Genomic DNA, 24,403 nt, shown 5'->3' with positions numbered 1-24,403 from the left:
TATGGGCCGGATCAGGCCATCTCGTCGTGCTGCCCGGTGAAGCTCCGAGCTCCGGGCTCATCCCCTGGGCCTTCGCCTTCTCCCCACTGGGGAGGACAGGGCCCCTACATCTAAATGAGGCCGTCGGCGATGTTGATCAGGGTTTGTCTTTTCGCAAGGTTGTTGAATAAGTCACAGGTGTGTGAACAGGCGCGTGTACCGGTTGCTCGCGCCGCGTCGTTCCGCCAGAGTTTCGCGCACGTGCGCTCAACGCGGACGGCGGCCGTCGTGCCCGCCCCCACGGGGCACGACGGCCGCTTTATGGTGTGCGCATGGCGACGACATACGCGGCCCTGCTGCGCGGGATCAACGTGGGCGGCAGCAGAAAAGTCCCGATGGCCGACCTGCGCACCCTGATGACCGGCCTCGGCCACGACGGCGTACGCACCTATCTGCAGAGCGGGCAGGCGGTGTTCACCGCGACGCACGGCGACGAGGAGTCGCTGGCCGCGGAGCTCGCCTCGGCGATCGAGAAGCAGTTCGGCTTCGCCGTGGACGTGATCGTGCGCGACCACGCGTATCTGAAGGCGGTCGTCGAGGCATGCCCCTTCCCGGCGGCCGAGCTGGAGGCCAAGCAGCTCCACGCCACGTACTTCTCCGCCCCGGTCGACGCCGAGCGCTTCGCCGGGATCGACCAGGAGGCCTTCCTCCCGGAGGAGTTCCGCCTCGGCGACCGTGTGCTGTACCTCTACGCGCCGAACGGCCTCGGCCGCTCCAAGCTCGCCGAGATGCTGGCGCGCCCGCGCTTCACCAAGGGCTTGATCGGCACCACCCGGAACTGGAACACCGTCGTGAAACTCGTGGAGATGACCGATGACTGAGGACGAGACCGGCGTGGACGCCGCCATCGAGGGCGAACTGCTCCTGCTCGACCACGAGGTGCGCCGGTCACCCCAGCGCGTGGCGGCCCTGCTGCACCCCGAGTTCCACGAGTTCGGCGCCTCCGGCCGGGTCTGGGACCGTGCCACGACGCTCACCCTCCTCGAGGAGGATCCGGCGGACGCCCCGCCCACGAAGGTCTCCGGCATGAAGGCGGTCCGGCTCGCCCCGGACGTCGTCCACCTCACCTACGACACCGACGCCGACGGCCGCCGCGCCCACCGCAGCTCCCTGTGGCGCCGCACGGACGACGGCTGGCGCCTGTGGTTCCACCAGGGGACGCTGTTCCCCTCCGGTACGCACTGACGACGCCGGCGGAAACTCCCTCGCGCCGCGGCGGGAACTGGTCGAGACTCGGCACATGACTGACATGGGGGCGTTCCAGGAAGCGGTCACCGCATGGGCGGCGGGTGGCCCCGGCGCCCCCGCTCAGGAACTGGCCACGCGGCTGTCCGTCGAGACGGTCGTCCTGCTCGAAGGGCGCAGCGACGTCGCCGCGGTCGACGCGCTGGCGGAGCGCCGGGGCCGGGACCTGGCGGCGGAAGGCGTCGCCGTCCTGTCGATCGACGGGGCGATGAGCGTCGGGCGTTACGCCGGACTCCTCGGCGCACCCGGCCTGGGTCTGCGCCTGACGGGCCTGTGCGACGTGGCGGAACGCCCTTACTACGTCCGCGGCTTCGAACGCGCCGGTGCGGCACAGCAGGACATCTTCGTCTGCGCGGCCGATCTGGAGGACGAGCTGATCCGCGCGCTGGGCGTGGACCGGGTGGCGGAACTGGTGCGGGAGCAGGGCGAGTTCCGTCCCCTGCGGACCTTCCTGCGCCAGCCCGCCCAGCAGGGCCGCGCCCCCCAGCAGCAGTACAGGCGCTTCTTCGGCACGAAGAAGGGCCGCAAGATCCACTACGGCCGTGTCCTCGTCGAGGCCCTCGACCCCGACCGCGTGCCGGCGCCCCTCGAAGGACTGCTCGCCGGCTTGTGACGGGCGATTGGCCCAGCGAGAGCGCACGGAAATGGACCAGGCCACCAGGCCGCCTCCCCTCTACGGTCGATCCATGACGAACGCCGACGCCGCCGCGCCCACCCGTGTCGACTGCTGGTTCGACCCCGCCTGCCCCTTCGCCTGGATCACCTCCCGCTGGCTGCTGGAGGTCGAACGCGAACGCTCCCTCGACCTCCGCTTCCGCGTGATGAGCCTCTACCTGCACAACGTCGGCAACGACCTCCCCGACTGGTACCGGGATCTGGTCGACCGCTCGATCGGCCCGGTGCGGGTGGCGGTGGCCGCCGCCGAACGGCACGGCGAGAAGGTGCTGCGCGACCTGTACACGGCCCTCGGCACGCGCATCCACGAACGCGGCATGGACGGCGACTTCGACACGGTGATCATGGAGTCCCTCGCCGAACTGGGCCTGCCCGCCGACCTAGCCGCCGCGGCCCACGACCCGGTGTACGACGAGGCGGTGCGCCGCAGCCACGAGGCGGGTGCGGAACCCGACTCGGGCGGCTACGTGGGCACGCCCACCCTGCACATCGACGGAGCGGTGTGGTTCGGCCCCGTACTCCGAGCGATCCCCCGCGGCGAGGAAGCGGCCCGGCTCTTCGACAGCTTCCGCACCCTGGCCCTCCACCCCGACGTCTTCGAGCTGAAGCGCACCCGCACGGGCGGACTGTCCTTCGCGTGAAGTCGGCGACTCGGCCGAGGCGGGGACGTCAGCGCGTCAGGAGCGCGCCGGTCACCGCCGGGTGCTGCAGATAGTCGAGGACGCTGTGCGGCCACAACGGCGCGATGCTGATGTCGGGCAGTTCCTCGACACCCGTGAAGACACGCGCCAGTTCTCCCTTGGGAATGGCCACGAAGTCGCCGACGTCGGCGACGTTGACCCACCGCCGTACGCCCGGCGGCCTCACCCCGTGGCCGTCCCGGGGGAGCGGGTCGAGCCGATGGAAGATCGCGTGCGGGAGGGCCAGCGGTGAGCCGAGTGTGAGCAGCAGCCGGACGTCGAGGTCGTCCGCCAGCTCGTGCAGGGCCTCGTAGGCGACCACGCTGCCCAGCGAGTGCGCGACCACCACCTCCGGCCGATGCCGGAGCAGCGCGGACCGCACCCGCTCCCGTACGGTCGTGCGTCCGGAGGCGAAATAGCGCGTCACCTCCGGGAAGAACAGCCGCACCGTCCGCTCGACGACCGCGGGTCGTTGCCCGGTACGTTGCGCGACCTGACCGCAGATCCATCGCAGCCAGCCGGTCGCCCGTCCCTGGACTCCACCCGTGTCGACGCCCCAGGCGTGCGCCCACTGCTCCACCAGGGCGAGGTCGGCTTCCTCGAGCGTGTCGCTCTGCCGCTCGCTGCGCAGCAGGTCCGCGTAGTAGGCGACGTCCAGGTCGAAGTCCGGGACGCGGGAACCGAGCGCGGCGAGCCAGTCGGCACGCAGCCGCTTGCTGCCCAGGGACGGTGTGGCGTCCGCGGCCTTGTAGTTGCGGACGCCATGGATGCCGAGTACGCGGGTCATTCGAGCGGTGCCTCCGGTTCGGTGTCGGCGCAACTGAAGGTGCCCACGGCTTCGTTCACGACGGCGTACACCCGGTCGTTGCCCGCGAAACCGGCCGTGTCGGGCCGGCCGGGGAGCGGAATCCTCCGGCGTGTGCGCAGCGTCCGGGCGTCCCAGACCGTGAGGAAGCAGACGTTCCTGCGCTCCTGCAACACCAGCGCCGCGACGAGCCTGCCGTCCGGGGAGAAGACGGGCGGCTCGGCCAGCCATCCGGCCAGATCCACCACCTCGGGCCCCTGGAGCCGGAGTGACCCGGTCCGGTACACCTGCAGAAGCCGGTACGACGCCACCAGCAGAGTGTTGCCGTCCGGGGCGAGGACGAGCTGCGAGGCTCTCACGTCGTGGTGGCGGCTCGCCAGAGTCGCACCGTCGGCCGGATCGAGCAGCCGCAGCATGCGCCGTCGGTCGTCGAGGGCCGCGAGGAAGCGGCCGTCCGAGGCGGCCACGACGAGATTCGATGTGAAGCGCGCCAGGTCGGGGGTCTGTGCGGGCTCGGAGAAGTGCGGCCACACCCGCAGCTCACCGTCGCTGTGGCCGCTGACCAGCACCCCCGTCACCGGATGCAGGGCGACCACCGCGGCCCGGGAGCTGCCGAGCGGGATGCTGTTGACGACACGGGCCGACTCCATGTCGATGACATCGATCGATTCCCCGCAGCTGACCGCCAGGACGGACCCGTCGGAGCTGAACGCGAGAGCCTTCGCGCGGCCGTTCAGAGCGATCTCCGTCCCGGGCGACGGATCCTCGGCGGAGTGCAACGACAGTTGGCGAAACCCCGCCGACACCACCTGCCGGCCGTCGGGCGTGAAGGCGACGACATCGACGAACCGGCCGTCCGGCAGAGGGCTCCAGCAGTCGCCTTCCGGGTCCCACAGGGCGGCCCCAGCGGATCCGCACACGGCGAGCCGGGAGCCGTCGGGGCTGAAGGACACGTCCCGGACGCGCGTGAACTCGTGCGCGTCGTCCCTGGGTTCACGGCGTGCCACCTCCACCGGGCCGTCCCCCGTGATGTCCCAGACGGAGACGCCGAGTTCCTCGCTGCCCACGGCCAGCCGCCGGCTGTCGGGGGAGAAGGCCAGTGCCGTGGGCGTGCCGGTCCAGACCGGCCAGGGCGGACCGGCGGGCACCCGGTGGTGCACGTCCCACAGCTGGACGCTCCGGGAGAATTCATGCCTGCCGACAGCGAGCAGACGGCCGTCGGGAGAGAAGGCGAGGGCGTTCGTCCAGCCGCGCCCCTGTTCCCTGCCGAGTGCGGGAACGGCGGGCCGCCACGTCTCCGCCTCGAGCAGCCGGACTCCGCTGGGGGTGGCGACGGCGAGCAGACCGCCGTCGGGCGAGAACGCGATGTCGGTCACCGCGTCGCTCGCGCTCTCGATGAACCGGCTGCTCGGAGTCGCCTGCCCGCCCTGCGACCAGAGCAGCGCGTCCCCTCCCGCCTCCGGCTGCAACGTGGTGTCCCGAGCGATCCGGGTGAAACGCTCGCGCAGCTCGTGCAGGCCCAACCGGTCGGCGTCGAAGGCGAACAGCGAGGCGCGGTCGGACGGAGAGCGCAGCCGGGCGTGTGCGGCCCACGAGGCGCTCAGCAGGCGAATATGGTCCGCGGCGGGTGAGGCGCGCACGAGGTCGAACGCGCGGTGGTCCTCGCGCAGATCGAAACGGACCACGAAGTACGGGTCGCCGAGGAGGGACTCGGCCGCCTCCACCGCCTCCGCCCGCGCGGCGTGCGCCAGCGCGTGGCGCAGCACATAGGGCTCGTCCTCGGCGGCCTCCCATGTGTCCGTGTGCGCGTCGGCGTCCGAGGTGAAGGGGCGGACGAGCTCCGCCAGCAGTCTTCGCTCGACCTCCGCGCTCTCGGACTCCTCCAGCGGATCCTCGCTCACCGGATGCAGCCGCAGGTAGTCGGCGAGGCCCTGGTGGAACAGCCGGTACAGGGTGTCTCCGCTGTCCGGGTCGCTGCCGTACCGCAGGAAGGGCGAGGCCTCTTGCAGGGTGTCCCGGAACTGCTCGTCGTCGATGCCGCCGGCGTCGAACGCGGCGAGGCAGCGCCGGAGGGTCGTGCGGGGCATCCCGTCTCCGCGGGACCGGGCCAGAACGGCCAGGACCGCACGCAGGGACGGATAGTCGTGACGCCGGGTCTTGAGGATCGACTCCAGCAGCGCGGGCAGGTCCGCCGACGCGGACTTCGCGTACGCGTCCGCACCCGCCTCGTCCTGCGGAGGATGTCTCAGCGTCAGCAGATAGTGCACGTACAGGCCCGCGAGGAGGAACGGACCCCAGGGGCCTTCCTGCGGTGGCCCGCCGGCTATGTGGTGGGCGCCCTTCTTCGCCAGGAGCCGGACGAACTCCGCGGAGGCACCGGTCGCGTAGGGCTCGCGGGCCGACAGCAGCCGCTCGATGTAGTGCCGGACGTCCTCCTCGACCGTACGGCGTTCGGCCGCGTCCAGGTCGATGTGGTCGCCGGCGATGTCCGCGGCGTCCTCGAAGGCCGACAGGGCGGTCACGATCTCGCGCCTGCCACCGAGCACGATCCGGCACGGGGCTGCCACGGGCTCACCGTCCGCCGAACCCGGTCGGAGCAGGTCGGTCACCAGCCGCAGCACCGCCTGGGGTTCGGTGCTCTCGTCCACGGCGTCCAGCACGATCACGCGGCGCGCCCCGTCCTGCCGCAGCTCGTGACGCAGACGGCCCGCCGTCCAGTAGGCCGCGGTCGACGCGGCGCCGGCCGGGCCACCGGGCTCCGCGGCGGAGTCCGTGTCCGAGTCCGTGTCCGCCGCGTCGTCGGTTCCGTCGGCTCGCCCGGTTCCGTCGGCTTTCGCTCCCGTGGCCAGACCGGCCCGGTCCGCGATGGCGCCGATCACCTGCTGGGCCGTGCGCTGCCGCGCGTGGACGGCCACCAGACCGGGCACCTCGGGCAGATCCCGACCGGCCGACTCCCACAGCTCGCGAAAGCGCCGCCGCAGCTGCGGGTCGGCGGCGCAGACGATGACGCCGAGCAGCGCGGACTTGCCGGCACCCGCCGCGCCGGTGACGGTCAGCAGAGGTGCTTCGCCGGACAGCCACCGCCTGTAGTGGCTGAGCTCCGCCGAGCGGCCGGAGAAGAATCCGGTGCCCGTGTCGGTGGGCACCAGGCCCCGGCCGGAAGCCCGGTCGGCGAAGTAGCGGGTGTCGTCCACGTGCTGAGGCGCGCCGGTTCCGAGGTCCCCCTCGCCCGGCACGTACCCCAGGGACCGGCGGCGTATTTGGATCTGCTCGGCGGTGAGCGAGGCCAGCCGCGGATTGGGCAGGAACGGCCAGTCGGCGTCGCCCTGTTCGACGCTGAACCCCAGGGAGAAGCGGCGCGCCTGCCCCTCACCGCGGATCACCCGGATCAGTTCGCGGACGAACCGGCTGAAGGCGATGGCCTCTTCGTCGAGGGTGAGGTCCCGGTCCGCCAGTCTGTGCAGGGCCGCCGCGATCCAGCTGCTGAACTGCCCCCGCTCCGTGGGAGAGTCGCTGACCGACGCCCCGATCGCCCAGACGCCCCGGTCGACGTCGAGCTCGGTGAACGGCTGGCGTCCGGTCGCGGTACCGGCCGAGCACGTGTCCACGAGGAAGACCACGCGGTGCCGCATGCCACCGCGCTCGACCTCCCGCTGCGCCTTCTCGATCCACCGGTCCACGTCGACCTCGCGGTTGTCGCGGGCGACGAACGACAGACGGTGACCGCGATCGACCCTGCCGTGCCCGATCAGGTGGACCACGACGACATCGAGGGCCCCGGCCTGCTCGACGAGCCGTGCGCGCAGCAACGCCTCGATCTCGCCCTCGGTCGCGTCCAGCGACTCCTCCACCGTGGCATGCAGCCGGTGAAAGGCCCGGCCGATCTCGTCCACCCGGGCGCGGACGAAACCGAGCTCCTCGAGGTCGGCTCCGTCGTCGAAGCTGCCGACGCCGATCGACAGCAGGGCCACGGCGGGCGTGCCCAGGGGCTGGGCTGATCGTTCCAACTGATCTCCTGCGCACGTCGGTCGGCACAGCACCGGAGCCCCGTACCCCGGCGCGGTCCCGTCCGACGCTACCCGATCACCCGCTCACGGGCAGATCATCCGGCCTGCCGCGCAAGGCCGTTCGGTGACGACGGCGCGGCCGTCAGGCGCCGATCGCCGCCAGCATCGGGGCGCGGGCCGCGTCGTAGCGCTCCAGCAGCACGCGGGCCACCTCCGGGGCCGGGCCCAGGACGTCGGCCAGGACGTCCGCCTGCGCGGCGCCGCGGGCGATGCGGTCCGGGAGGAAGCCGGGGGCCAGGACGTACGGGGCGACGGCGACGCGGGCGCAGCCGGCGGCGCGGAGGTCCCGCACCGCCTCCTCGGTGCGCGGAAGGGATGCGGAGGCGAACGCAGGCCGCACGGCGCACCAACCGGTGTGCCGCCACTCCCGCGCGATTTCTGCGATCACTGCGATCGCCTCCGGGTCGGTGGACCCCGCCGAGGCCAGCACGACCCCGGTCGAGGACTTGTCGGCGGGGCTCAGGCCCGCCTCGTGGAGCCGGCGTTCCAGGGCCGCGAGGAGCAGCGGCGAGGGGCCCAGCACGTCCGCCTGGCGGATGCGCAGCCGGGCCGGTGCGTCCGCCAGGACCGCCGGGATGTCGGCCTTCGCGTGGAAGGCCCGGGTCAGCAGGAGGGGAAGCGCCACGACGTCACGGACGCCCTCCGCCGCCAGGGACTCCAGCACCCCCTGCACCGAGGGCACGTTGAAGTCCAGGAAGCCGGTCTCCACGCGCAGGCCCGGCCGCAGCGAGCGGACCTGCTGCACCAGGGCGTGCACGGTCGCGGCGTGCCGCGGGTCGCGGCTGCCGTGGGCGATGACGACCAGTACCGGCCTCATCGGCTTCAGCTCCTCACCAGCAGGCCGCGGCTGCGCAGCACCCACCGCTCCAGCGGACTGAAGATCAGCAGGTCGATGGCGATACCGACGGTCAGGATGAGCAGGATCGCCTCGAACACCATCGCCATGTCACTGGCGTTGCGGCCGTTCTCCAGGAGCTGGCCGAGGCCGATGCCGAGGTCGGGGAAGGACGCGATGATCTCCGCGGCCATCAGCGAACGCCAGGAGAACGCCCAGCCCTGCTTCAGACCCGCCACATAGCCGGGCAGCGCGGCCGGCAGCACGATGTGCCAGGTGCCCTTCAGCCCCGTCGCACCGAGCGTGCGGCCCGCGCGCAGGAACAGCGGCGGCACCTGGTCGACGCCGGAGACCAGACCGTTGGCGATCGAGGGGACCGCGCCGAGCAGGATCACCGCGTACATCATCTGGTTGTTCAGGCCCAGCCAGATCACCGCAGGCGGAACCCAGGCGACCGACGGCAGCGACTGCAGACCCGACAGGATCGGGCCGATCGCCGCCCGCACCACCTTCACCCGCGCCACCAGCAGACCCAGCGGCGTGCCGATCAGCAGCGCGAAGAAGAAGCCGAGCAGACCGCGCGAGACGCTGGTCCAGATGTAGCCGAGCAGCTCGCCCTGGAGCCACGCCTGGCGCAGCACCTCCCACACCGCGCCCGGCGAGGGCAGCTTCGTCGGATCGTCGACGATCTTGAAGGAGACCAGCGCCTGCCACACCGCCAGCACCAGCGCGATGGCGACGACCGGCGGAAGGATCTTCTCCGTGAAGGTCTGCCGCAGCGGCTTGCGGCTGCCGGTCTGTGCCGTCTCCAGGGCGTCGAGGCCCGCCTCCAGACCGGCGAGATCGTTCCCGTCCCGGTCCTTGGCGTCCCTCGTGTCCTTGCCGGCGGACGTCTCAGTGCTGGCCATGTCGGCGGATCTCCCCACGGAGTTCTTCGGTGATCTCGACGGACAGCTCCGCGACCGCGGTGTCCTCGATACGGCGCGGATGCGGGATGTCCACCGTCCACTGGCGGGCGATACGGCCCGGCCGGGACGACAGCAGCACCACGCGCTGGGCGAGCCGCACGGCCTCGCGCACGTTGTGGGTGACGAACAGCACCGACAGCTGTGTCTCGCGCCAGATGCGGGTCAGCTCGTCGTGCAGCACGTCCCGCGTGATGGCGTCCAGCGCCGCGAACGGCTCGTCCATCAGCAGCAGCTTGCTCTCCTGGGCGAGCGCCCGCGCCAGGGCGACCCGCTGGCGCATACCGCCGGACAGCTCGTGCACCCGCTTGCCGTGCGCGCCCTTCAGCCGCACCAGCTCCAGCAGTTCCTCGGCCCGGTCGCGCCGCTCGGCCTTCGGCACGCCGCGCAGCTTCAGGGCGAGTTCGATGTTCTTGCCCGCGGTCAGCCACGGGAACAGCGCGTGCTCCTGGAACATCAGCGCGGGCCGGCCGTCCGTGGTGATCGTGCCGGCGCTCGGCCGGTCCAGGCCGGCGACCAGGTTGAGCAGCGTGGACTTGCCGCAGCCCGAGGCACCCAGCAGGGTGACGAACTCTCCGGGCGCGACATCGAGGCTGATGTCGTCCAGCACCAGCTGCTGTCCTGCCGGACCCGGATACGACTTCGAGATGTGCTCGATCCGGGCGGCGTGCGTGGCCGTCGCCGGCTCGGTGCCGTCGGCGGCCTTGGCGAGGGTCGTGGCCATGGTCGTCACCTCCTGGGACTCTTCGGGCTGGGACTCGTCGGGATGCGGGATGTCAGGCGCCGAGACCGGCGTCGTCGATCGGGGGTTCGCCCTCGGCCTCGAGGAGCTTGTTGAGGAGCGTGAGGTCGTAGATGCCGTCCAGGTCCGGCTGCTTCAGCAGACCGGCCCTGACGGCGTGGTCGGCCTGCGCGTCGAGGGTCGCCGCCAGCGGGTCGTCGGTGAACCGGATCGACTTCCACGCCGGGTCCAGCACCTCGGCCGGCAGCGCCTTTCCGGCGTCGGCGGCGAGCTGCTCGTTCGCCGCGGCCTTCGCCTCGTCCGGGTGGGCGTTGATCCACTGGTTCGTCGCGCGGGACGCCTTCAGCACCGCCTCGACGGCCTTCGGGTGCTTCTCGAGGAACTCCTGCCGTACGACGATGTTCGTGATGACGAACTTCCCGTCCGGCCACAGCGACGCCTCGTCGAGCAGCACCTTGCCGCCCTCCGCGACCAGCTTCGACGCGGTCGGCTCCGGCACCCACGCCCCGTCGACCGAGCCGGAGGCGAAGGCGTCCGGGGTGACCTTGTTGTCGCTGCGGACGACCGTGACGTCGCCCTTGCCGCTGAGCGGATCGACGTCCCAGCCCTGCTCGGCCGCCCAGTTGAGGAACGCCACGTCCTGCGTGTTGCCGAGCTGCGGCGTCGCGATCCGCTTGCCCTTGACGTCCTTCAGCGACTTCACCGTGTCGGGGTTCACGACGAGCTTCACCCCGCCCGACGCCGAACCCCCGATGATCCGCAGGTTGGTGCCCTGCGACTTGATGTAGCCGTTGATCGCGGGGGAGGGCCCGATCCAGCCGATGTCGATGGAGCCGGAGTTGAGCGCCTCGATCTCGGACGGCCCGGCGTTGAACACCGCGTACCGTGCCTCGGTCGCGCCGAGGGCCTTCTGGAAGAACCCCTTGTTGTTGCCGACCAGCGCGGTGCCGTGGGTGAGGTTGCCGAAGTAGCCGATCCGCACCTTGTCCAGACCGTCGATCTGCTTCGCCCCGGCGGCGATCTCGACGGAGCCGCCGTCCTTCGCCTGGGACCCGTAGCCGCACGCGGCCAGGGTGAACAGCGGAAGCACGGCCAGCACCGCGAGGATGCGGCGCACAGCGGTCGTGGCAGGCACGGAGGGATTCCTCTCGCCAGGCCCGGCGGTCACGGTGTGTCGGTCACGTGGCCGGGAGGTCGGCAGGTTTTCGTCTACGGCGGTGGGGTGCGCGCAGGCCCGGACGGCACGCGCGGTTCATCGCGCACATCGCGCTACTCCGCCCTGCCCTCCCCCAAACTCCGTTCGGGGGGACCCCCAGCCCAGCGCGCCGCTGCCCACGCGCCCGCCCTCCTTGGCGAACGTGGCGTAGAAATCGGTCGGGTTCATGCTCAGAAGTCCCACCCGTCGTCCTCGCCGTCGTCCTTGACGGGCTCCGGCGAGGCGAACGACTCGCCCACCATGCCCGCGGTGAGCGTGGTGCCGTCGTTCGGGTCGATCAGGATGAACGAACCGGTGCGCCGCGAGTCCGAGTAGGAGTCGGCGGGCAGCGGCTCGGCGGTACGGATCTTCACCCGGCCGATGTCGTTGGCGACCAGGCGTCCCGGGTGCGGGTGCAGCGACAGGTCGTCGAGGGTGAGCCGGGACGGGATGTCCTTGACGATCGCCTTCACCGTGCGGGTGCCGTGCTTGATCAGCACCCGGTGCCCGACCGTCAGCGGCTCGTCGGCGACATGGCACACGGTCGCCTCCAGGTCCTGCGTGGTCGCCGGGGCGTCCTTGCTCGGCACGATCAGATCGCCGCGGGAGATGTCGATGTCGTCGGCCAGCAGCAGCGTCACCGACTGCGGCGTCCACGCGATGTCGACCGGCTTGCCCAGCAGGTCGATCCCGGCGATCGTGGTCGACCGCCCGGACGGCAGCACCGTCACCGAGTCGCCCACGCGGAACGTGCCGGCGGCGATCTGACCGGCGTAGCCCCGGTAGTCGGGGTGCTCGGCGCTCTGCGGCCGGATCACGTACTGCACGGGCAGCCGGGCGTGGCAGTGCGCCAGATCGTGGCTGACCGGCACCGTCTCCAGGTGCTCCAGGACGGTCGGGCCGCCGTACCAGTCCATGTGCGCGGACGGCTCCACCACGTTGTCGCCGACCAGCGCGGAGATCGGGATGGCGGTGACCTCGGGGACGCCCAGTTCGGTCGCGTACGCCGTGAACTCCTCGGCGATGGCCGCGAACACGGACTCCGCGTAGTCCACCAGGTCCATCTTGTTGACGGCGAGGACGACGTGCGGCACCCGCAGCAGGGCCGCGATCGCCGCGTGCCGGCGGGTCTGCTCGACGACGCCGTTGCGGGCGTCGACCAGGATCACCGTCAGCTCGGCCGTGGACGCGCCCGTGACCATGTTCCGCGTGTACTGCACATGGCCGGGGGTGTCGGCGAGGATGAACCGCCGCCGCGGCGTGGCGAAGTAGCGGTAGGCCACGTCGATGGTGATGCCCTGCTCCCGCTCGGCCCGCAGACCGTCGGTGAGCAGCGCCAGGTCCGGGCCCTCCTGGCCGCGGCTCAGCGACGCGCGCTCCACGGCCTCCAACTGGTCGGCGAGGACCGACTTGGAGTCGTGCAGCAGCCGCCCGACGAGCGTGGACTTGCCGTCGTCGACGGAACCGGCGGTGGCGAACCGCAGCAGGGTGGTGGCCGAGAGTTCCTCGGTCGTGGTGGTGCTCATGTCTAGAAGTACCCCTCGCGCTTGCGGTCTTCCATCGCGGCCTCGGACAGCTTGTCGTCGGCGCGGGTCGCGCCGCGCTCGGTGAGCCGGGACGCGGCGATCTCGGTGATCACCTTCTCGATGGTGTCGGCGTCGGAGTCCACCGCGCCCGTGCAGGACATGTCGCCCACGGTCCGGTAGCGCACCAGCCGCTTCTCGACGACCTCGCCGTCCTTCGGGCCGCCCCACTCGCCGGCCGTCAGCCACATGCCGCCGCGCTGGAACACCTCGCGCTCGTGCGCGTAGTAGATCTCGGGCAGCTCGATGTTCTCCCGGGCGATGTACTGCCACACGTCCAGCTCGGTCCAGTTGGACAGCGGGAACACGCGCACGTGCTCACCGGGGGCGTGCCGGCCGTTGTACAGGTTCCACAGCTCGGGGCGCTGGCGGCGCGGGTCCCACTGGGAGAACTCGTCGCGCAGCGAGAACACCCGCTCCTTCGCGCGGGCCTTCTCCTCGTCCCGGCGACCGCCGCCGAACACGGCGTCGAACTTCTCGCTCTGGATCTTCTCGGTCAGCGGCAGCGTCTGGAGCGGGTTGCGGGTGCCGTCCGGGCGCTCCTTGAGCACACCCCGGTCGATGTAGTCCTGGACGGACGCGACATGCAGCCGCAGCCCGTGCTGCGCCACCGTGCGGTCCCGGTACTCGATGACCTCGGGGAAGTTGTGCCCGGTGTCCACGTGCAGCAGCGAGAACGGCACCGGCGCCGGCGTGAACGCCTTCAGCGCCAGGTGCAGCATGACGATGGAGTCCTTGCCGCCGGAGAACAGGATCACCGGCTTCTCGAACTCGCCCGCCACCTCACGGAAGATGTGCACCGCCTCGGACTCGAGCGCGTCCAGGTGGGACAGCGCGTACGGGCTGTCGATCTCCTCGGTGACGGTCGCGACGCTGGTCGTCATGCCAGTCCCCTCTCGCTCAGCAGGGCGTACACGGACGCCGCGGACTCCTGCACGGTCTGGTGCTGCGACTCGATGCGCAGATCGGGCGTCTCGGGCTCCTCGTACGGGTCGTCCACGCCGGTCAGACCGGTGAGTTCACCCGCGGCCTGCTTGGCGTACAGGCCCTTCACGTCACGCTCGCTGCACACCTCGACCGGGGTCGCCACATGCACCTCGACGTACGGCGTCGCGTTCGTCTCGTGCCGCTTGCGCACCGCGTCACGGCTGTCCGCGTACGGCGCGATCACCGGGACGAGCACGATCACGCCGTTGCGGGCGAGCAGTTCGGCGACGAAGCCGATGCGCTGCACATTGGTGTGCCGGTCCTCGCGGCTGAAGCCGAGGCCCGCGGAGATGAACTCGCGGATCTCGTCGCCGTCGAGCACCTCGACCCGCAGGCCCTGCTCGCGCAGCCGGCCGGCCAGCTCGTACGCGATGGTGGTCTTGCCGGCGCTCGGCAGACCCGTGAGCCAGACGGTGGCTCCGGTCACGTCAGTCTCCTGAATCGTCGTCATGGTCAGCCGTGCAGTCCGCACTCGGTCTTGGCACGCCCCGCCCAGCGTCCGGCGCGGGCGTCCTCGCCCTGAAGGACCCGGCGGGTGCAGGGGGCGCAGCCGACGGAGGCGTAGCCGTCCATCAGCAGCGGGTTGGTGAGCACGCCGTGCTCGGCGACGTAGGCGTCCACGTCGTCCTGGGTCCAGCGGGCGATGGGGGAGACCTTGACCTTCTGCCGTTTCTCGTCCCAGCCGACGACCGGGGTGTTCGCCCGGGTCGGGGACTCGTCGCGGCGCAGGCCGGTCGCCCATGCCTGATAGCCCGTCAGGCCCTGCTCCAGCGGCTGCACCTTGCGCAGCTTGCAGCACAGGTCGGGGTCGCGGTCGTGCAGCTTCGGACCGTACTCGGCGTCCTGCTCGGCGACCGTCTGGCGCGGGGTGAGCGTGATGACGTTGACGTCCATCACGGCCTCCACCGCGTCACGGGTGCCGATGGTCTCCGGGAAGTGGTAGCCGGTGTCGAGGAACACGACGTCGACGCCGGGCATCGCGCGGGAGGCGAGGTGGGCGACCACCGCGTCCTCCATGGAGGAGGTCACGCAGAAGCGCTTGCCGAACGTCTCGGCGGCCCACCGGAGGATCTCCAGCGCGGAGGCGTCCTCCAGGTCCCGGCCCGCCTGCTCGGCGAGCGCCTTCAACTCCTCGGTTCCGCGCTCTTCCTGAACCGCCGTCATATCCGGTCCCCTCCCGTGTCGGATCGCTCAGGACCCCGGGTGAGCAGCCCGAGGAACTTCAGCTGAAAGGCTCGGTTGCACGCCCCGCACTCCCAGGCGCCGTGGCTCGCCTGCGGGGACTCGTGCGGCCGCAGGTCCTCGTCACCGCAGTAGGGGCAGTAGAAGGGCGCCGCACGCTCGCTCATGACAGGGCCTCCTCGGAGGCCCGCGTGACCCACGCGGCGAACCGCTCGCCGTCCTCGCGCTCCGCCTGGAAGCGCTTGAGGACCCGCTCGATGTAGTCCGGCAGCTCGTCGGCGGTGACCTTCAGACCGCGCACCTTGCGGCCGAAGCCCGCCTGGAGGCCGAGCGCGCCGCCGAGGTGCACCTGGTAGCCCTCGACCTGCTCGCCCTTGTCGTCGAGGACCAGTTGGCCCTTGAGACCGATGTCCGCCACCTGGATACGGGCGCAGGCGTTCGGGCAGCCGTTGAGGTTGATGGTGATCGGCTCGTCGAAGTCCGGGATGCGGCGCTCCAGTTCGTCGATCAGCGAGGCGCCGCGCGCCTTGGTCTCGACGATGGCGAGCTTGCAGAACTCGATGCCGGTGCAGGCCATGGTGCCGCGCCGGAACGGGGAGGGCCTGGCGCTGAGGTCCAGCGCCTCCAGGGACTCCACCAGGGAGTCGACCTGGCCCTCCGCCACGTCCAGGATGATCATCTTCTGCTCGACGGTGGTGCGCACCCGGCCCGAGCCGTGCGCCTCCGCCAGATCGGCGATCTTGGTGAGGGTGGTGCCGTCGACGCGGCCGACGCGCGGGGCGAAGCCGACGTAGTAGCGGCCGTCCTTCTGCCGGTGCACACCGATGTGGTCGCGCCAGCGGGACACCGGCTCGGCGGGCGCGGGCCCGTCGGTCAGCTTGCGCCCCAGGTACTCGTCCTCCAGTACCTGGCGGAACTTCTCCGCACCCCAGTCGGCGACCAGGAACTTCAGCCGGGCGCGGTTGCGCAGCCGGCGGTATCCGTAGTCGCGGAAGATCGACAGCACGCCCTCGTAGACGTCCGGGACGTCCTCCAGCGACACCCAGGCGCCGAGCCGCACGCCCAGCTTGGGGTTGGTGGACAGCCCGCCGCCGACCCACACGTCGAAGCCCGGCCCGTGCTCGGGGTGGCGGACGCCGACGAACGCCACGTCGTTGATCTCGTGCACCACGTCCAGCACCGGCGAGCCGGAGATGGCGGTCTTGAACTTCCGGGGGAGGTTCGAATACGCCTTGTTGTTCAGGACGCGGCGCTTCATCTCCTCCAGCGCCGGCGTGCCGTCGATGATCTCGTCCTCGGCGATGCCCGCGACCGGCGAGCCGATCATCACGCGCGGGGTGTCGCCGCAGGCGGTGACCGTGGACAGGCCGACGGCCTCCAGCCGGTTCCAGATCTCGGGCACGTCCTCGATGCGGATCCAGTGGTACTGGACGTTCTGCCGGTCGGTGATGTCCGCGGTGCCGCGTGCGAACTCCTGCGAGATCTCGCCGATCACCCGCAGCTGCCGGGTGGTCAGCGCCCCGCCGTCGATGCGCACCCGCAGCATGAAGTACTCGTCGTCCAGCTCCTCCGGCTCCAGGATCGCGGTCTTGCCGCCGTCGATCCCGGGCTTGCGCTGGGTGTACAGACCCCACCAGCGCATCCGTCCGCGCAGGTCGTTGGGGTCGATCGAGTCGAAGCCCCGCTTGGAGTAGATCGTCTCAATGCGTGTCCGCACATTGAGACCGTCGTCGTCCTTCTTGAACTGCTCGTTGCCGTTGAGCGGGGTGAAGTGCCCCGCGGCCCACTGACCCTCGCCGCGGTGACGGCTCACCTTGCGGCGGGAAGTCGCGGCGGCAGGCTTCTGCGGGGTGGCGGCCATGGTTGATACGTCCTTCGGGACAGGCGGGAATGCGGCTCTGACCTGCGCAAAAAGGCGCGCGGGCAGATGTGCGCGTCGTTGCGCGGGAGGGAAGCGTAAGGGAATGCCGGGCGATGCTGGAGGTGGTCTCAGCGCGCCGGACAGATGGCGCTGGACATGCGGCCGAGGTCGACGTGCCGCCGACTCACCAAGGCGATTCCAGTTCCAGGCATGACGGAAGCGTGGCATGGCGATCTGGACAGAGTCCAGCTTCGTCCATCATGCGGACACCCTTGTCTCGTTCAGCGAGACAAGGGTGTCCTTGGTCACAAGCGGCACGGACAGTCTTGTCCGCGCTGGTCAGGCAGGGTAGGCGCCGGGCCACGGACCCGGAGTGGCCACGTCCGGCTCGTCCTCCACCTTGGTGTCGAACAGCTTGAAGCCCCGGCGCAGGTAGTTGTCCATCGCGTGCTCGCCGTCCTTGCTGCACGTGTGCAGCCACACCCGCGTCGTCGGCTTCACCCCGGGCCACCGCTCGGCGAGATCCCAGGCGCGGGCGGTGCCGTACGACAGCAGGTGCCCGCCGATGCGCCGCCCGCGGAAGGCGGGGATCAGCCCGAAGTAGACGATCTCCACCACGCCGTCGTCCTGCGACTCCAGCTCCACATAGCCCGCCGGCGTCCCCCGGTCGTAGGCCACCCAGGTCTCCACACCCGGCCGGTCCAGTTGCTCCTGCCACTGCGCGTACGTCCAGCCCAGCCGGTCGGTCCAGCGGATGTCCCCGCCGACCGAGGCGTACAGGAAACGGCTGAACTCGGGCGAGGGCACCTCGGAGCGCACCACCCGTACGTCTCCCTCGGGCGCGGCGGCCGGCAGAAGATCGGTGGGCGCGGTCTGCTCCAGGGACCAGGTGGTCACAGCGATGCTCGTCATGCCGGCAAGGGAACCATCCGGCACGCGCCTGTGTCGAACGCCTGATCAGGAGGGCGGCGGTCAGTCCGGGGAGCGGTCGACCGAGGCCAGCGGGAAGGCGAACAGCGTCCGCCCGGACTGCGCCCAGACCTCGCCGGTCTCCTGCCACAGGGACAGGGACGCCGCCGGTCCGCTCCAGCAGCGGAGCGTCTCGTCGGCCTCGCACCGGGTGGGCCGCGCCCCGTCCGCGTCCTGCCGCCACAGGGTGCCGCGCTCGTCCGGTGCGCCGCCCGCCCGTGCCAGGTACCAGCCCGACCGGTACGCCAGCACGCCGTGCACGTCGCCCAGCTCCGTCTCGTACACCTCGGCGGGGGCCGCGCGCAGCAGCGAGTCTGTGTCGAGCAGGCCCGCCCGCGCCGGGTCGTCGCTGAACGCGTACCGCCACAACCGGGTCGGCCCGTCGCCGTCCTCGGCCGCCGCTCCGTGCGCGACCAGGCTGTCGGGGGCGGTACTGCGGTCCAGGGAGATGCCGCCCGGCCGCGGGGCGTCCGCGCCGGCCGGCGCCCGGTAGGAGGCCACGGCGGGCAGCACGTACCGTGCTCCGGCCGCCGACCAGCCGCCGGGCACGCGGCCGACCGACGGGCCGTCGACGGTGGCCCGCTGGATCCGGTCGACGTCGTACACATACAGGACGCGGTCGTCGCCCGGCCCCGCCGTGACCAGCAGCTTGTCCTGGTACCAGACCATGCCGGACACCGGCGAGCCCAGCGCGCGGTAGTCCCGGCCGCCGTCCGCCGGGACGGCGAGCAGCGCCCACGCGTAGCGGTGCTCGTCCGCGTCGACGACGGCGACCCGGGCGAGGTCCCGCCCGTCCGGCGCCCCGGCGTTCTCGCTCCAGCCGGAGAGGATCACCCGGTGCGCACCCCAGTGCCCGTCGTCGTCCGCGTCGCCCGAGGTGGTGACCGCGCCGGGCCGCAGGCCCGCGGTGTCGGCGACGCCGAAGCAGTACGCGCGGGTGGCGGCGGGTGCCACCGGCAGGGCCCGCTGGTCCGCGGTGGGGCAGTCCTGCGCCTGGCGCAGCGAACTGTCGCTGTCGGCCAGCACCGTCGTGACCCCTACGGGCCGGCCCATCTCGGAGGACAGCCGGTCCAGCCACTCCCGCGGCACCGGCTCCTCGGTCAGCCGCAGCGCCGCGGTGTCCGCGGACGCGGTGAGCGGCTGCAGCGCGCCGGGATCGTCCGTGTCGGTGGCCTGCGAGGCGCTGATCATGGTGGCCGCCGCCGTGAGCGCGAGGGCGGTCCCGGCCAGCAGAGCACGCAGCGCTCTGCCGCGCCGGCGTCGGCGATGTCGGCCCCGATGCTTCATGACGTCCTCCCGAGACGACCCAACTGCGTCCGGCGATCCGCGGGTTGACCGTGGAGCAGGTGGGATTGCGGCCCGTAGGGGGATGCTACGGCAGCCGGGCACCGAAGGGGACGAAGACCCTGCAAATATGCACAACGGCAATCAGCGGCGTGCTCCGCCGTGACGCAGGCTCCGGTTGCCGTGCCGCCGGATGCAGGCGCACTGCCCCGCCGCCGTGTCCGCCTCACTGCCCCGCCGTCGTCTCCCCGTACCGCCTGCCCAGGGCCGGAGCCGTCGAGTGGGGCAGCAGGTCCCGGGGGTCGTCCGGGAGCAGCACATCCACGTCGGCGTGGTCCGCGAAACGGTACGGGCGGTGTTCCAGGAAGCTGCCGAGGTAGCGCCGCACCCGGGACATCTCCGCACGGACCGTCACGGTACGCGCCGGGTCGCCGAAGACGTCCTCGGCCAGACCGGCGGCGCTGCGGCCCGCGCGGTGCACCGCCAGCAGATACAGCAACTCGGCGTGCCGGGGGCTCAGTTCCCGCGTCCAGGAGCCCGCGCCGCCGGACACCTCCACCGTCCAGCGGCGCGGCCCGCGCAGGTCCAGCACGATCCGCGACGTCCCGCCCGCCACGGGCTCGTCCGCCGCCCGCACCAGCCAGCCGCCCGCCAGCGGCTCGAGGGAGCACCGCCCCAGCGTCGGCAGCCACCGCATCCCGGCCGCCACCGACTTGGGCAGCGTCAGCCGCTCCGTGTACGGCATCCCGGTCACCGCGGCCGTCCACCCGTGCCGGTCCACCACCAGCGCACGCCCCTCGATCCGGGCCAGCACCGGGGCCGCCACCGCCCGCAGCCGCTCCAGCGACCGCAGGTGCATCTCGCGCAGCCGGGCCTCGGCGAGCTTGGCGACCGAGTCCACCCAGGACAGCGTGGCCGGGTGCATCGTCTCCAGCGGGCCGCTCACGTCCACCACGCCGATCAGCCGACCGTCCCGCGGGTCGGTGATGGGCGCTCCGGCGCAGGTCCAGGTGGCGTGCGAGCGGACGAAGTGCTCCGAGGCGAAGACCTGCACCGGGCGCCGGGTCACCGCCGGGGTGCCGACGCCGTTGGTGCCGACCACGTCCTCCCGCCAGTCCGCGCCCAGTTCGAAGCCGAGGCCGTCGGCCTTGCGCAGCACCGGCGCGCTGCCCTCCCGCCACAGCACCCGGCCCTCCTCGTCGGCCACGACCATGATGTGGTGGGCGACGTCGGCGACCGAGAGCAGGCCCTCGCGCAGCACCGGCAGGACGTGCCGCAGCGCCGAGGTCTCCCGGCGCCGCTGCACCTCCTCGCGCGGCAGCAGACCCGAGCGGAAGTCGTGGTCCGGGTCGACGCCGCTGCGCAGCATCCGCTCCCAGGACTGCTCGATCACCGGGCGGGGCGGCACCGGGGCCCGCTGTCCGGACAGCTTGGCGGAGCGGACCTCGTCGAGCACCCGCGCCGCGCGCGTCGCATCGACGGCGGCCAGGTGCGTCACGTCCATCGGCGAGAGCGCCACGGGTCCTCCCCCTGGATCCGTTCCGTGCAGGGTGTCCATAGTGCCGTGTGCTGCGGGCGAAGTTGCAACCCCTTGCAACCCTGGCGGGGCGCTTCGCAGTGATTGAAACTTGAGCGACGCCGTCCCGAGCGGCGTTCACGGCTCGTCAAGGGGCCAGTGCGGTAGGGGTGGTGCCGTGTCGGCGCAGCATCACCCCTACCGGTCGGGTTCGGCCGGTGCGCCCAGTGGGGGTGCCGGGTGCTCTTCGTCGGCGGGTGCGGGTTCGTTGTGGCTTGTCGCGCAGTTCCCCGCGCCCCTTGGGTACGTGCACGGAGCGTCAGTTCATCGGGCGGGCTCGGTCCACCAATGACGTCAGGTCCAGGGTGTGGGGCAGTGTGCCGAAGGCCAGGCCCGCGTCCGTGCCCAGGCGGGAGGCGCAGAAGGCGTCGGCCACCTCCGGGGGAGCGTGGCGGACCAGCAGGGAACCTTGAAGTACCAGGGCCAGGCGTTCCGTCAGCCGGCGGGCCCTGGCCTCCATGCCCTCCAGGTCGGCGAGGTCGGTCAGGAGGTGCTTGATCGCCGCGTCCAGGCGGTGGTCGGCGCCGCGGGCCCGGCCGACCTCCCGCAGGTACGCGTCGAGGGCCTGGGGTTCGCGGGTGAGGGCTCGCAGGACGTCCAGGGCCTGGACGTTGCCCGCGCCCTCCCAGATCGAGTTCAGCGGCGACTCGCGCACCAGGCGGGGGAGGCCCGACTCCTCCACGTAGCCGTTGCCGCCCAGGCACTCCGCCGCCTCCACCGCGACGGGGGCGCACCGCTTGGTCACCCAGTACTTCGCCGCCGGCACCGCGATGCGCAGCAGCGCCCGCTCCTGCTCGCCCCCGTCGTCGTACGCCGCGGCCAGGCGCAGCGCCAGCGTGGTCGCGGCCTCCGACTCCAGCGCGAGGTCGGCCAGGACGTTGCGCATCAGCGGCTTGTCGGCCAGCTTCGCGCCGAACGCCTCCCGGTGCGCGCAGTGGTGGATCGCCTGGGCCACGGCCTGCCGCATCAGGCCCGCCGACCCGAGGACGCAGTCCAGGCGGGTCGCCGCCACCATCCCGATGATGGTGCGCACCCCGCGGCCCTCCTCCCCGACCCGGCGTGCCCAGGTGCCGTCGAACTCGACCTCGGCGGAGGCGTTGGACCGGTTGCCCAGTTTGTCCTTCAGGCGCTGGATGAGGAACACGTTGCGCGACCCGTCGTCCAGGACCCGCGGCACCAGGAAGCAGGTGAGGCCGCCCGGCGCCTGCGCCAGCACCAGGAAGGCGTCCGACATCGGCGCCGAGCAGAACCACTTGTGCCCGGTCAGCTCGTAGGCGCCGTCCTCCGCGAGCGGCCGGGCGCTCGTCGTGTTGGCGCGTACGTCGCTGCCGCCCTGCTTCTCCGTCATGCCCATCCCGAACAGCACGCCGGCCTTCTCGCGCGCCGGGCGCAGGCCACGGTCGTACACCATGGACGTCAGCCGTGGCTCCCACTCGGCCGCCAGGGCGGGGTCCTGCCGCAGGGCCGGGATCGCCGCGTGGGTCATCGACAACGGGCAGCCGTTGCCCGCCTCGGCCTGCGTCCATACCAGGAACGCCGCCGCCCGCCGGACATGACCGCCGGGCCGGCCCCAGGCCGCCGTCAGCCCCGCCCCGACGCCCTTGCCGAGCAGCCGGTGCCAGGCGGGATGGAAGTCGACCTCGTCGATCCGGTTGCCGTAGCGGTCGTGGGTGCGCAGCCGCGGCGGGAACTCGTTCGCCTGCGCCCCCCACTCCTGCACCTGCGCGGAGCCGGAGGTGCGGCCCAGCGCCGACAGCTCGGACAGGCCCTCGTCCAGGACCGCCGGGTCCAGATGCCGTTCGACGGCCTCCACCAGAGCGCGGTCGGCGGTGAAGACGTCGTACTGGACGAGCGGGGGAGCCTGGTTGGTCACGGTGTGCGTGGTGCGCGCCATGTCAGCGAACCTACCCGCGCCGCCGCGTCGCTCACCTGATGACGGAACCTGTGGGTGAGTGCGACCAGGCACGACGGATACCTTTAGGTCGTGCAGCAGGCAAGTGAAACCCCCGACTCCCCCTCCGGCCGCCTTCACCGGGCCCGGGCTCTGTACCGGAACGTCTCCAAACGCAGGACCGCCTGGCTGCTGCTCAAGGACACCGTCAACTCCTGCATCGAGTACCGCATCCTCGGCCTCGCCGCCGAGGCCGCCTTCTTCACCCTGCTGTCGGTGCCCCCGCTGCTGCTCAGCATGATCGGGCTGCTCGGCTACGTGGACGCCTGGACCGGCGCCGAGACCATCCAGAGCCTGCAGCGCAACCTCCTCGACGCCTCCCGCACCGTGCTGTCCGACCGGGGTGTGAACCAGATCGCCGAGCCGATCCTGCGCGACGTGATGAAGGGCGGCCGGCCCGACGTCATCTCCGTCGGCTTCCTGTTCGCCCTGTGGTCGGGCTCCCGCGCGGTGAACGTCTTCATCGACACCATCACCGTGATGTACGGCCTCGACGGGGTGCGCGGCATCGTGAAGACCCGGCTGCTGGCGTTCCTGCTGTTCATCGTGGCACTGCTGATCGGCTCGGTCGCGCTGCCGCTGATGGTGGCCGGGCCGGACGCGGTGGTCAGGATCGTCCCCTGGTCCACGACCGTCGTGCAGATCCTGTACTGGCCGGTCGTGATCCTGCTGTCCATCGCCTTCCTCACCACCCTGTACCACGTGTCCGTGCCCGTGCGCTCGCCGTGGATCGAGGACGTGCCGGGCGCGCTGGTCGCCCTCGGCATGTGGGTGCTCGGCAGCTTCCTGCTGCGCCTGTACCTCACCAACACCGTCGAGGGCCCCACCATCTACGGCTCCCTCGCCGCGCCCGTCGCCGTGCTGCTGTGGATCGGCGTGTCCGCGTTCGCCGTGCTCGTCGGGGCCGCGGTCAACGCCGCCATCGACCGGGTGTGGCCGGCCGCCGCCACCGCCGCCGCCCGTGAGGCCAACGAGCGGCTGCGCCAGGCCCAGGTCGCCGAGTACGTCGCCCGCACCGCCGCGCTCGGCGAGTCCGACCCCGACATGCCCTCCGAGTTCCCCGAGCGCTGGTCCCGCTTCCTCCCCCCGGAGGACGTCACGGCCCGCCTGCGCGGTCACTCCGCGAAGAACATCCACGCGAAGAACGGCGAGAAGCCGAGGGGTGAGGAGCAGTGAGCGGCGAGACGACCTGAGCGGCGGGAGGCGCGGCCGGCGTCGAGCGTGCCGGCCTACGGGCCGTCGGAGAGGGGCCGCACCGCGGCCCCCGCCCGAGCGCCCCTCCGGCCCGTCCCCGCCCCCGCCGAGGACGACGGGCGCGAAGGTTGCCGGCCCGCGCTCGCGGACGCGGGGCGTGGGGTTTCCGGCCCGCGCTCGCCGCGTGGTCGCCCGGGACCATCTGGGCGGCGCCGGCCCCCGGGGTCTCGCGCTGGCGTTCTTCGGCGCGGGCACCGTGGTGGGTGCCAGGAGGCGGCCAGCGGCCCGGTCTCCGCCTCGCCGTCGCCGATCACGCAGACGACCAGCAGGCGGGACGCGAGGTGTGGGGCTTCCGGCCCGCGATGGCCGCGGACGTGAGGTGTGGGCTTTCCGGCCGCGCCCGCCGCGGACGTGAGGTGTGGGCTTTCCGGCCGCGCCCGCCACGGGCGCGAGGTGTGGGCTTTCCTGCCGCGCCCGCCACGGGCGCGAGGTGTGGGCTTTCCGGCCGCGCCCGCCACGGACGCCAGGCGCGAAGGTTTCCGGCTGCGCCCGCCACGGACGCCAGGCG

General features: G+C 71.9%; 22 protein-coding genes and 1 pseudogene. 5 read left to right on the top strand and 18 right to left on the bottom strand.

Annotation, left to right across the window (positions count from 1 at the left end):
* Positions 1–311: 311 nt before the first annotated feature.
* The 4 genes from AB0412_RS09100 to AB0412_RS09085 all read left to right on the top strand — a co-directional run bounded on the left by AB0412_RS09100 (position 312) and on the right by AB0412_RS09085 (position 2,600).
* Entirely contained in the window at positions 312–860 is a 549-nt protein-coding gene (locus AB0412_RS09100) for a DUF1697 domain-containing protein (RefSeq protein ID WP_366401857.1), read from the top strand.
* The gene (locus AB0412_RS09095; protein ID WP_366401856.1) at positions 853–1,224 is read left to right on the top strand and encodes a nuclear transport factor 2 family protein; all 372 of its coding nucleotides are present in this window, start codon (positions 853–855) and stop codon (positions 1,222–1,224) included. The genes AB0412_RS09100 and AB0412_RS09095 overlap by 8 nt, the downstream gene beginning before the upstream one ends.
* Before the next feature lie 55 nt (positions 1,225–1,279).
* Complete coding sequence (locus AB0412_RS09090) at positions 1,280–1,897, top strand: TOPRIM nucleotidyl transferase/hydrolase domain-containing protein (protein WP_366401855.1); 618 nt, start codon at positions 1,280–1,282, stop codon at positions 1,895–1,897.
* 73 nt (positions 1,898–1,970) lie between these two features.
* A complete protein-coding gene (locus tag AB0412_RS09085; RefSeq protein WP_366401854.1) occupies positions 1,971–2,600 on the top strand; it encodes a DsbA family protein in 630 nt (209 codons plus the stop codon).
* Positions 2,601–2,628: 28 nt separating this feature from the next.
* On the opposite strand, the gene AB0412_RS09080 is transcribed toward AB0412_RS09085, so the two are convergent.
* The 17 genes from AB0412_RS09080 to AB0412_RS09000 form a co-directional block, all read right to left on the bottom strand.
* Complete coding sequence (locus tag AB0412_RS09080; RefSeq protein ID WP_366401853.1) at positions 2,629–3,426, bottom strand: serine peptidase; 798 nt, start codon at positions 3,424–3,426, stop codon at positions 2,629–2,631.
* The gene (locus AB0412_RS09075; RefSeq protein WP_366401852.1) at positions 3,423–7,451 is read right to left on the bottom strand and encodes a hypothetical protein; all 4,029 of its coding nucleotides are present in this window, start codon (positions 7,449–7,451) and stop codon (positions 3,423–3,425) included. The genes AB0412_RS09080 and AB0412_RS09075 overlap by 4 nt, the downstream gene beginning before the upstream one ends.
* A gap of 142 nt (positions 7,452–7,593) precedes the next feature.
* Entirely contained in the window at positions 7,594–8,328 is a 735-nt protein-coding gene (locus AB0412_RS09070; RefSeq protein WP_366401851.1) for a sirohydrochlorin chelatase, read from the bottom strand.
* Between the two features lie 5 nt (positions 8,329–8,333).
* A complete protein-coding gene (locus AB0412_RS09065; RefSeq protein WP_366401850.1) occupies positions 8,334–9,254 on the bottom strand; it encodes an ABC transporter permease in 921 nt (306 codons plus the stop codon).
* Positions 9,241–10,035 (bottom strand): ABC transporter ATP-binding protein, encoded by a 795-nt coding sequence (locus tag AB0412_RS09060; protein ID WP_366401849.1) that lies wholly within the window; start codon positions 10,033–10,035, stop codon positions 9,241–9,243. Before AB0412_RS09060 ends, AB0412_RS09065 begins: the two co-directional genes overlap by 14 nt.
* 52 nt (positions 10,036–10,087) lie before the next feature.
* Positions 10,088–11,188 (bottom strand): aliphatic sulfonate ABC transporter substrate-binding protein, encoded by a 1,101-nt coding sequence (locus tag AB0412_RS09055; RefSeq protein ID WP_366401848.1) that lies wholly within the window; start codon positions 11,186–11,188, stop codon positions 10,088–10,090.
* Positions 11,189–11,439: 251 nt separating this feature from the next.
* Entirely contained in the window at positions 11,440–12,774 is a 1,335-nt protein-coding gene (locus AB0412_RS09050; protein ID WP_366401847.1) for a GTP-binding protein, read from the bottom strand.
* A 2-nt stretch (positions 12,775–12,776) separates the two neighbouring features.
* The gene (gene cysD / locus AB0412_RS09045; RefSeq protein ID WP_366401846.1) at positions 12,777–13,715 is read right to left on the bottom strand and encodes a sulfate adenylyltransferase subunit CysD; all 939 of its coding nucleotides are present in this window, start codon (positions 13,713–13,715) and stop codon (positions 12,777–12,779) included.
* On the bottom strand, positions 13,712–14,269 hold the full coding sequence (gene cysC, locus AB0412_RS09040; protein WP_366401845.1) for an adenylyl-sulfate kinase: 558 nt from the start codon (positions 14,267–14,269) through the stop codon (positions 13,712–13,714). Before cysC ends, cysD begins: the two co-directional genes overlap by 4 nt.
* A 2-nt stretch (positions 14,270–14,271) precedes the next feature.
* Positions 14,272–14,982: a phosphoadenylyl-sulfate reductase gene (locus tag AB0412_RS09035; RefSeq protein ID WP_366401844.1), complete on the bottom strand. Its 711-nt coding sequence runs from the start codon at positions 14,980–14,982 to the stop codon at positions 14,272–14,274.
* Positions 14,979–15,167 (bottom strand): hypothetical protein, encoded by a 189-nt coding sequence (locus AB0412_RS09030; RefSeq protein WP_366401843.1) that lies wholly within the window; start codon positions 15,165–15,167, stop codon positions 14,979–14,981. The genes AB0412_RS09035 and AB0412_RS09030 overlap by 4 nt, the downstream gene beginning before the upstream one ends.
* Positions 15,164–16,861, bottom strand: a complete 1,698-nt coding sequence (locus tag AB0412_RS09025; protein ID WP_366401842.1) for a nitrite/sulfite reductase — start codon at positions 16,859–16,861, stop codon at positions 15,164–15,166. Before AB0412_RS09025 ends, AB0412_RS09030 begins: the two co-directional genes overlap by 4 nt.
* Before the next feature lie 128 nt (positions 16,862–16,989).
* Complete coding sequence (locus AB0412_RS09020; RefSeq protein WP_310887545.1) at positions 16,990–17,073, bottom strand: putative leader peptide; 84 nt, start codon at positions 17,071–17,073, stop codon at positions 16,990–16,992.
* A 127-nt stretch (positions 17,074–17,200) separates the two neighbouring features.
* Positions 17,201–17,773 carry a GNAT family N-acetyltransferase gene (locus AB0412_RS09015; protein WP_366401841.1) on the bottom strand — a complete coding sequence of 191 codons (573 nt, stop codon included), beginning with the start codon at positions 17,771–17,773 and terminating at the stop codon, positions 17,201–17,203.
* 60 nt (positions 17,774–17,833) lie between these two features.
* A complete protein-coding gene (locus AB0412_RS09010) occupies positions 17,834–19,117 on the bottom strand; it encodes a hypothetical protein (protein ID WP_366401840.1) in 1,284 nt (427 codons plus the stop codon).
* 223 nt (positions 19,118–19,340) lie between these two features.
* The gene (locus AB0412_RS09005; protein WP_366401964.1) at positions 19,341–20,618 is read right to left on the bottom strand and encodes a GAF domain-containing protein; all 1,278 of its coding nucleotides are present in this window, start codon (positions 20,616–20,618) and stop codon (positions 19,341–19,343) included.
* Between the two features lie 331 nt (positions 20,619–20,949).
* Entirely contained in the window at positions 20,950–22,584 is a 1,635-nt protein-coding gene (locus tag AB0412_RS09000; RefSeq protein ID WP_366401839.1) for an acyl-CoA dehydrogenase family protein, read from the bottom strand.
* A 90-nt stretch (positions 22,585–22,674) separates the two neighbouring features.
* On the opposite strand from AB0412_RS09000, the gene AB0412_RS08995 reads away from it, so the two are divergent.
* Positions 22,675–23,817, top strand: coding sequence for a YihY/virulence factor BrkB family protein (locus AB0412_RS08995; RefSeq protein WP_366401838.1), 1,143 nt, complete (start codon positions 22,675–22,677; stop codon positions 23,815–23,817).
* 281 nt (positions 23,818–24,098) lie between these two features.
* On the opposite strand, the pseudogene AB0412_RS08990 reads toward AB0412_RS08995, so the two are convergent.
* Positions 24,099–24,164 (bottom strand): annotated as a pseudogene (locus tag AB0412_RS08990) (hypothetical protein); the annotation flags it as partial.
* Between the last annotated feature and the right edge of the window lie 239 nt (positions 24,165–24,403).

It is taken from the genome of Streptomyces sp. NPDC052012, from assembly GCF_040689265.1.
In the GTDB taxonomy this organism is placed as follows: Bacteria; Actinomycetota; Actinomycetes; order Streptomycetales; family Streptomycetaceae; genus Streptomyces.
Note: the sequence above shows the minus strand (reverse complement) of the source record. Positions and strands in the feature narration are given on the sequence as shown.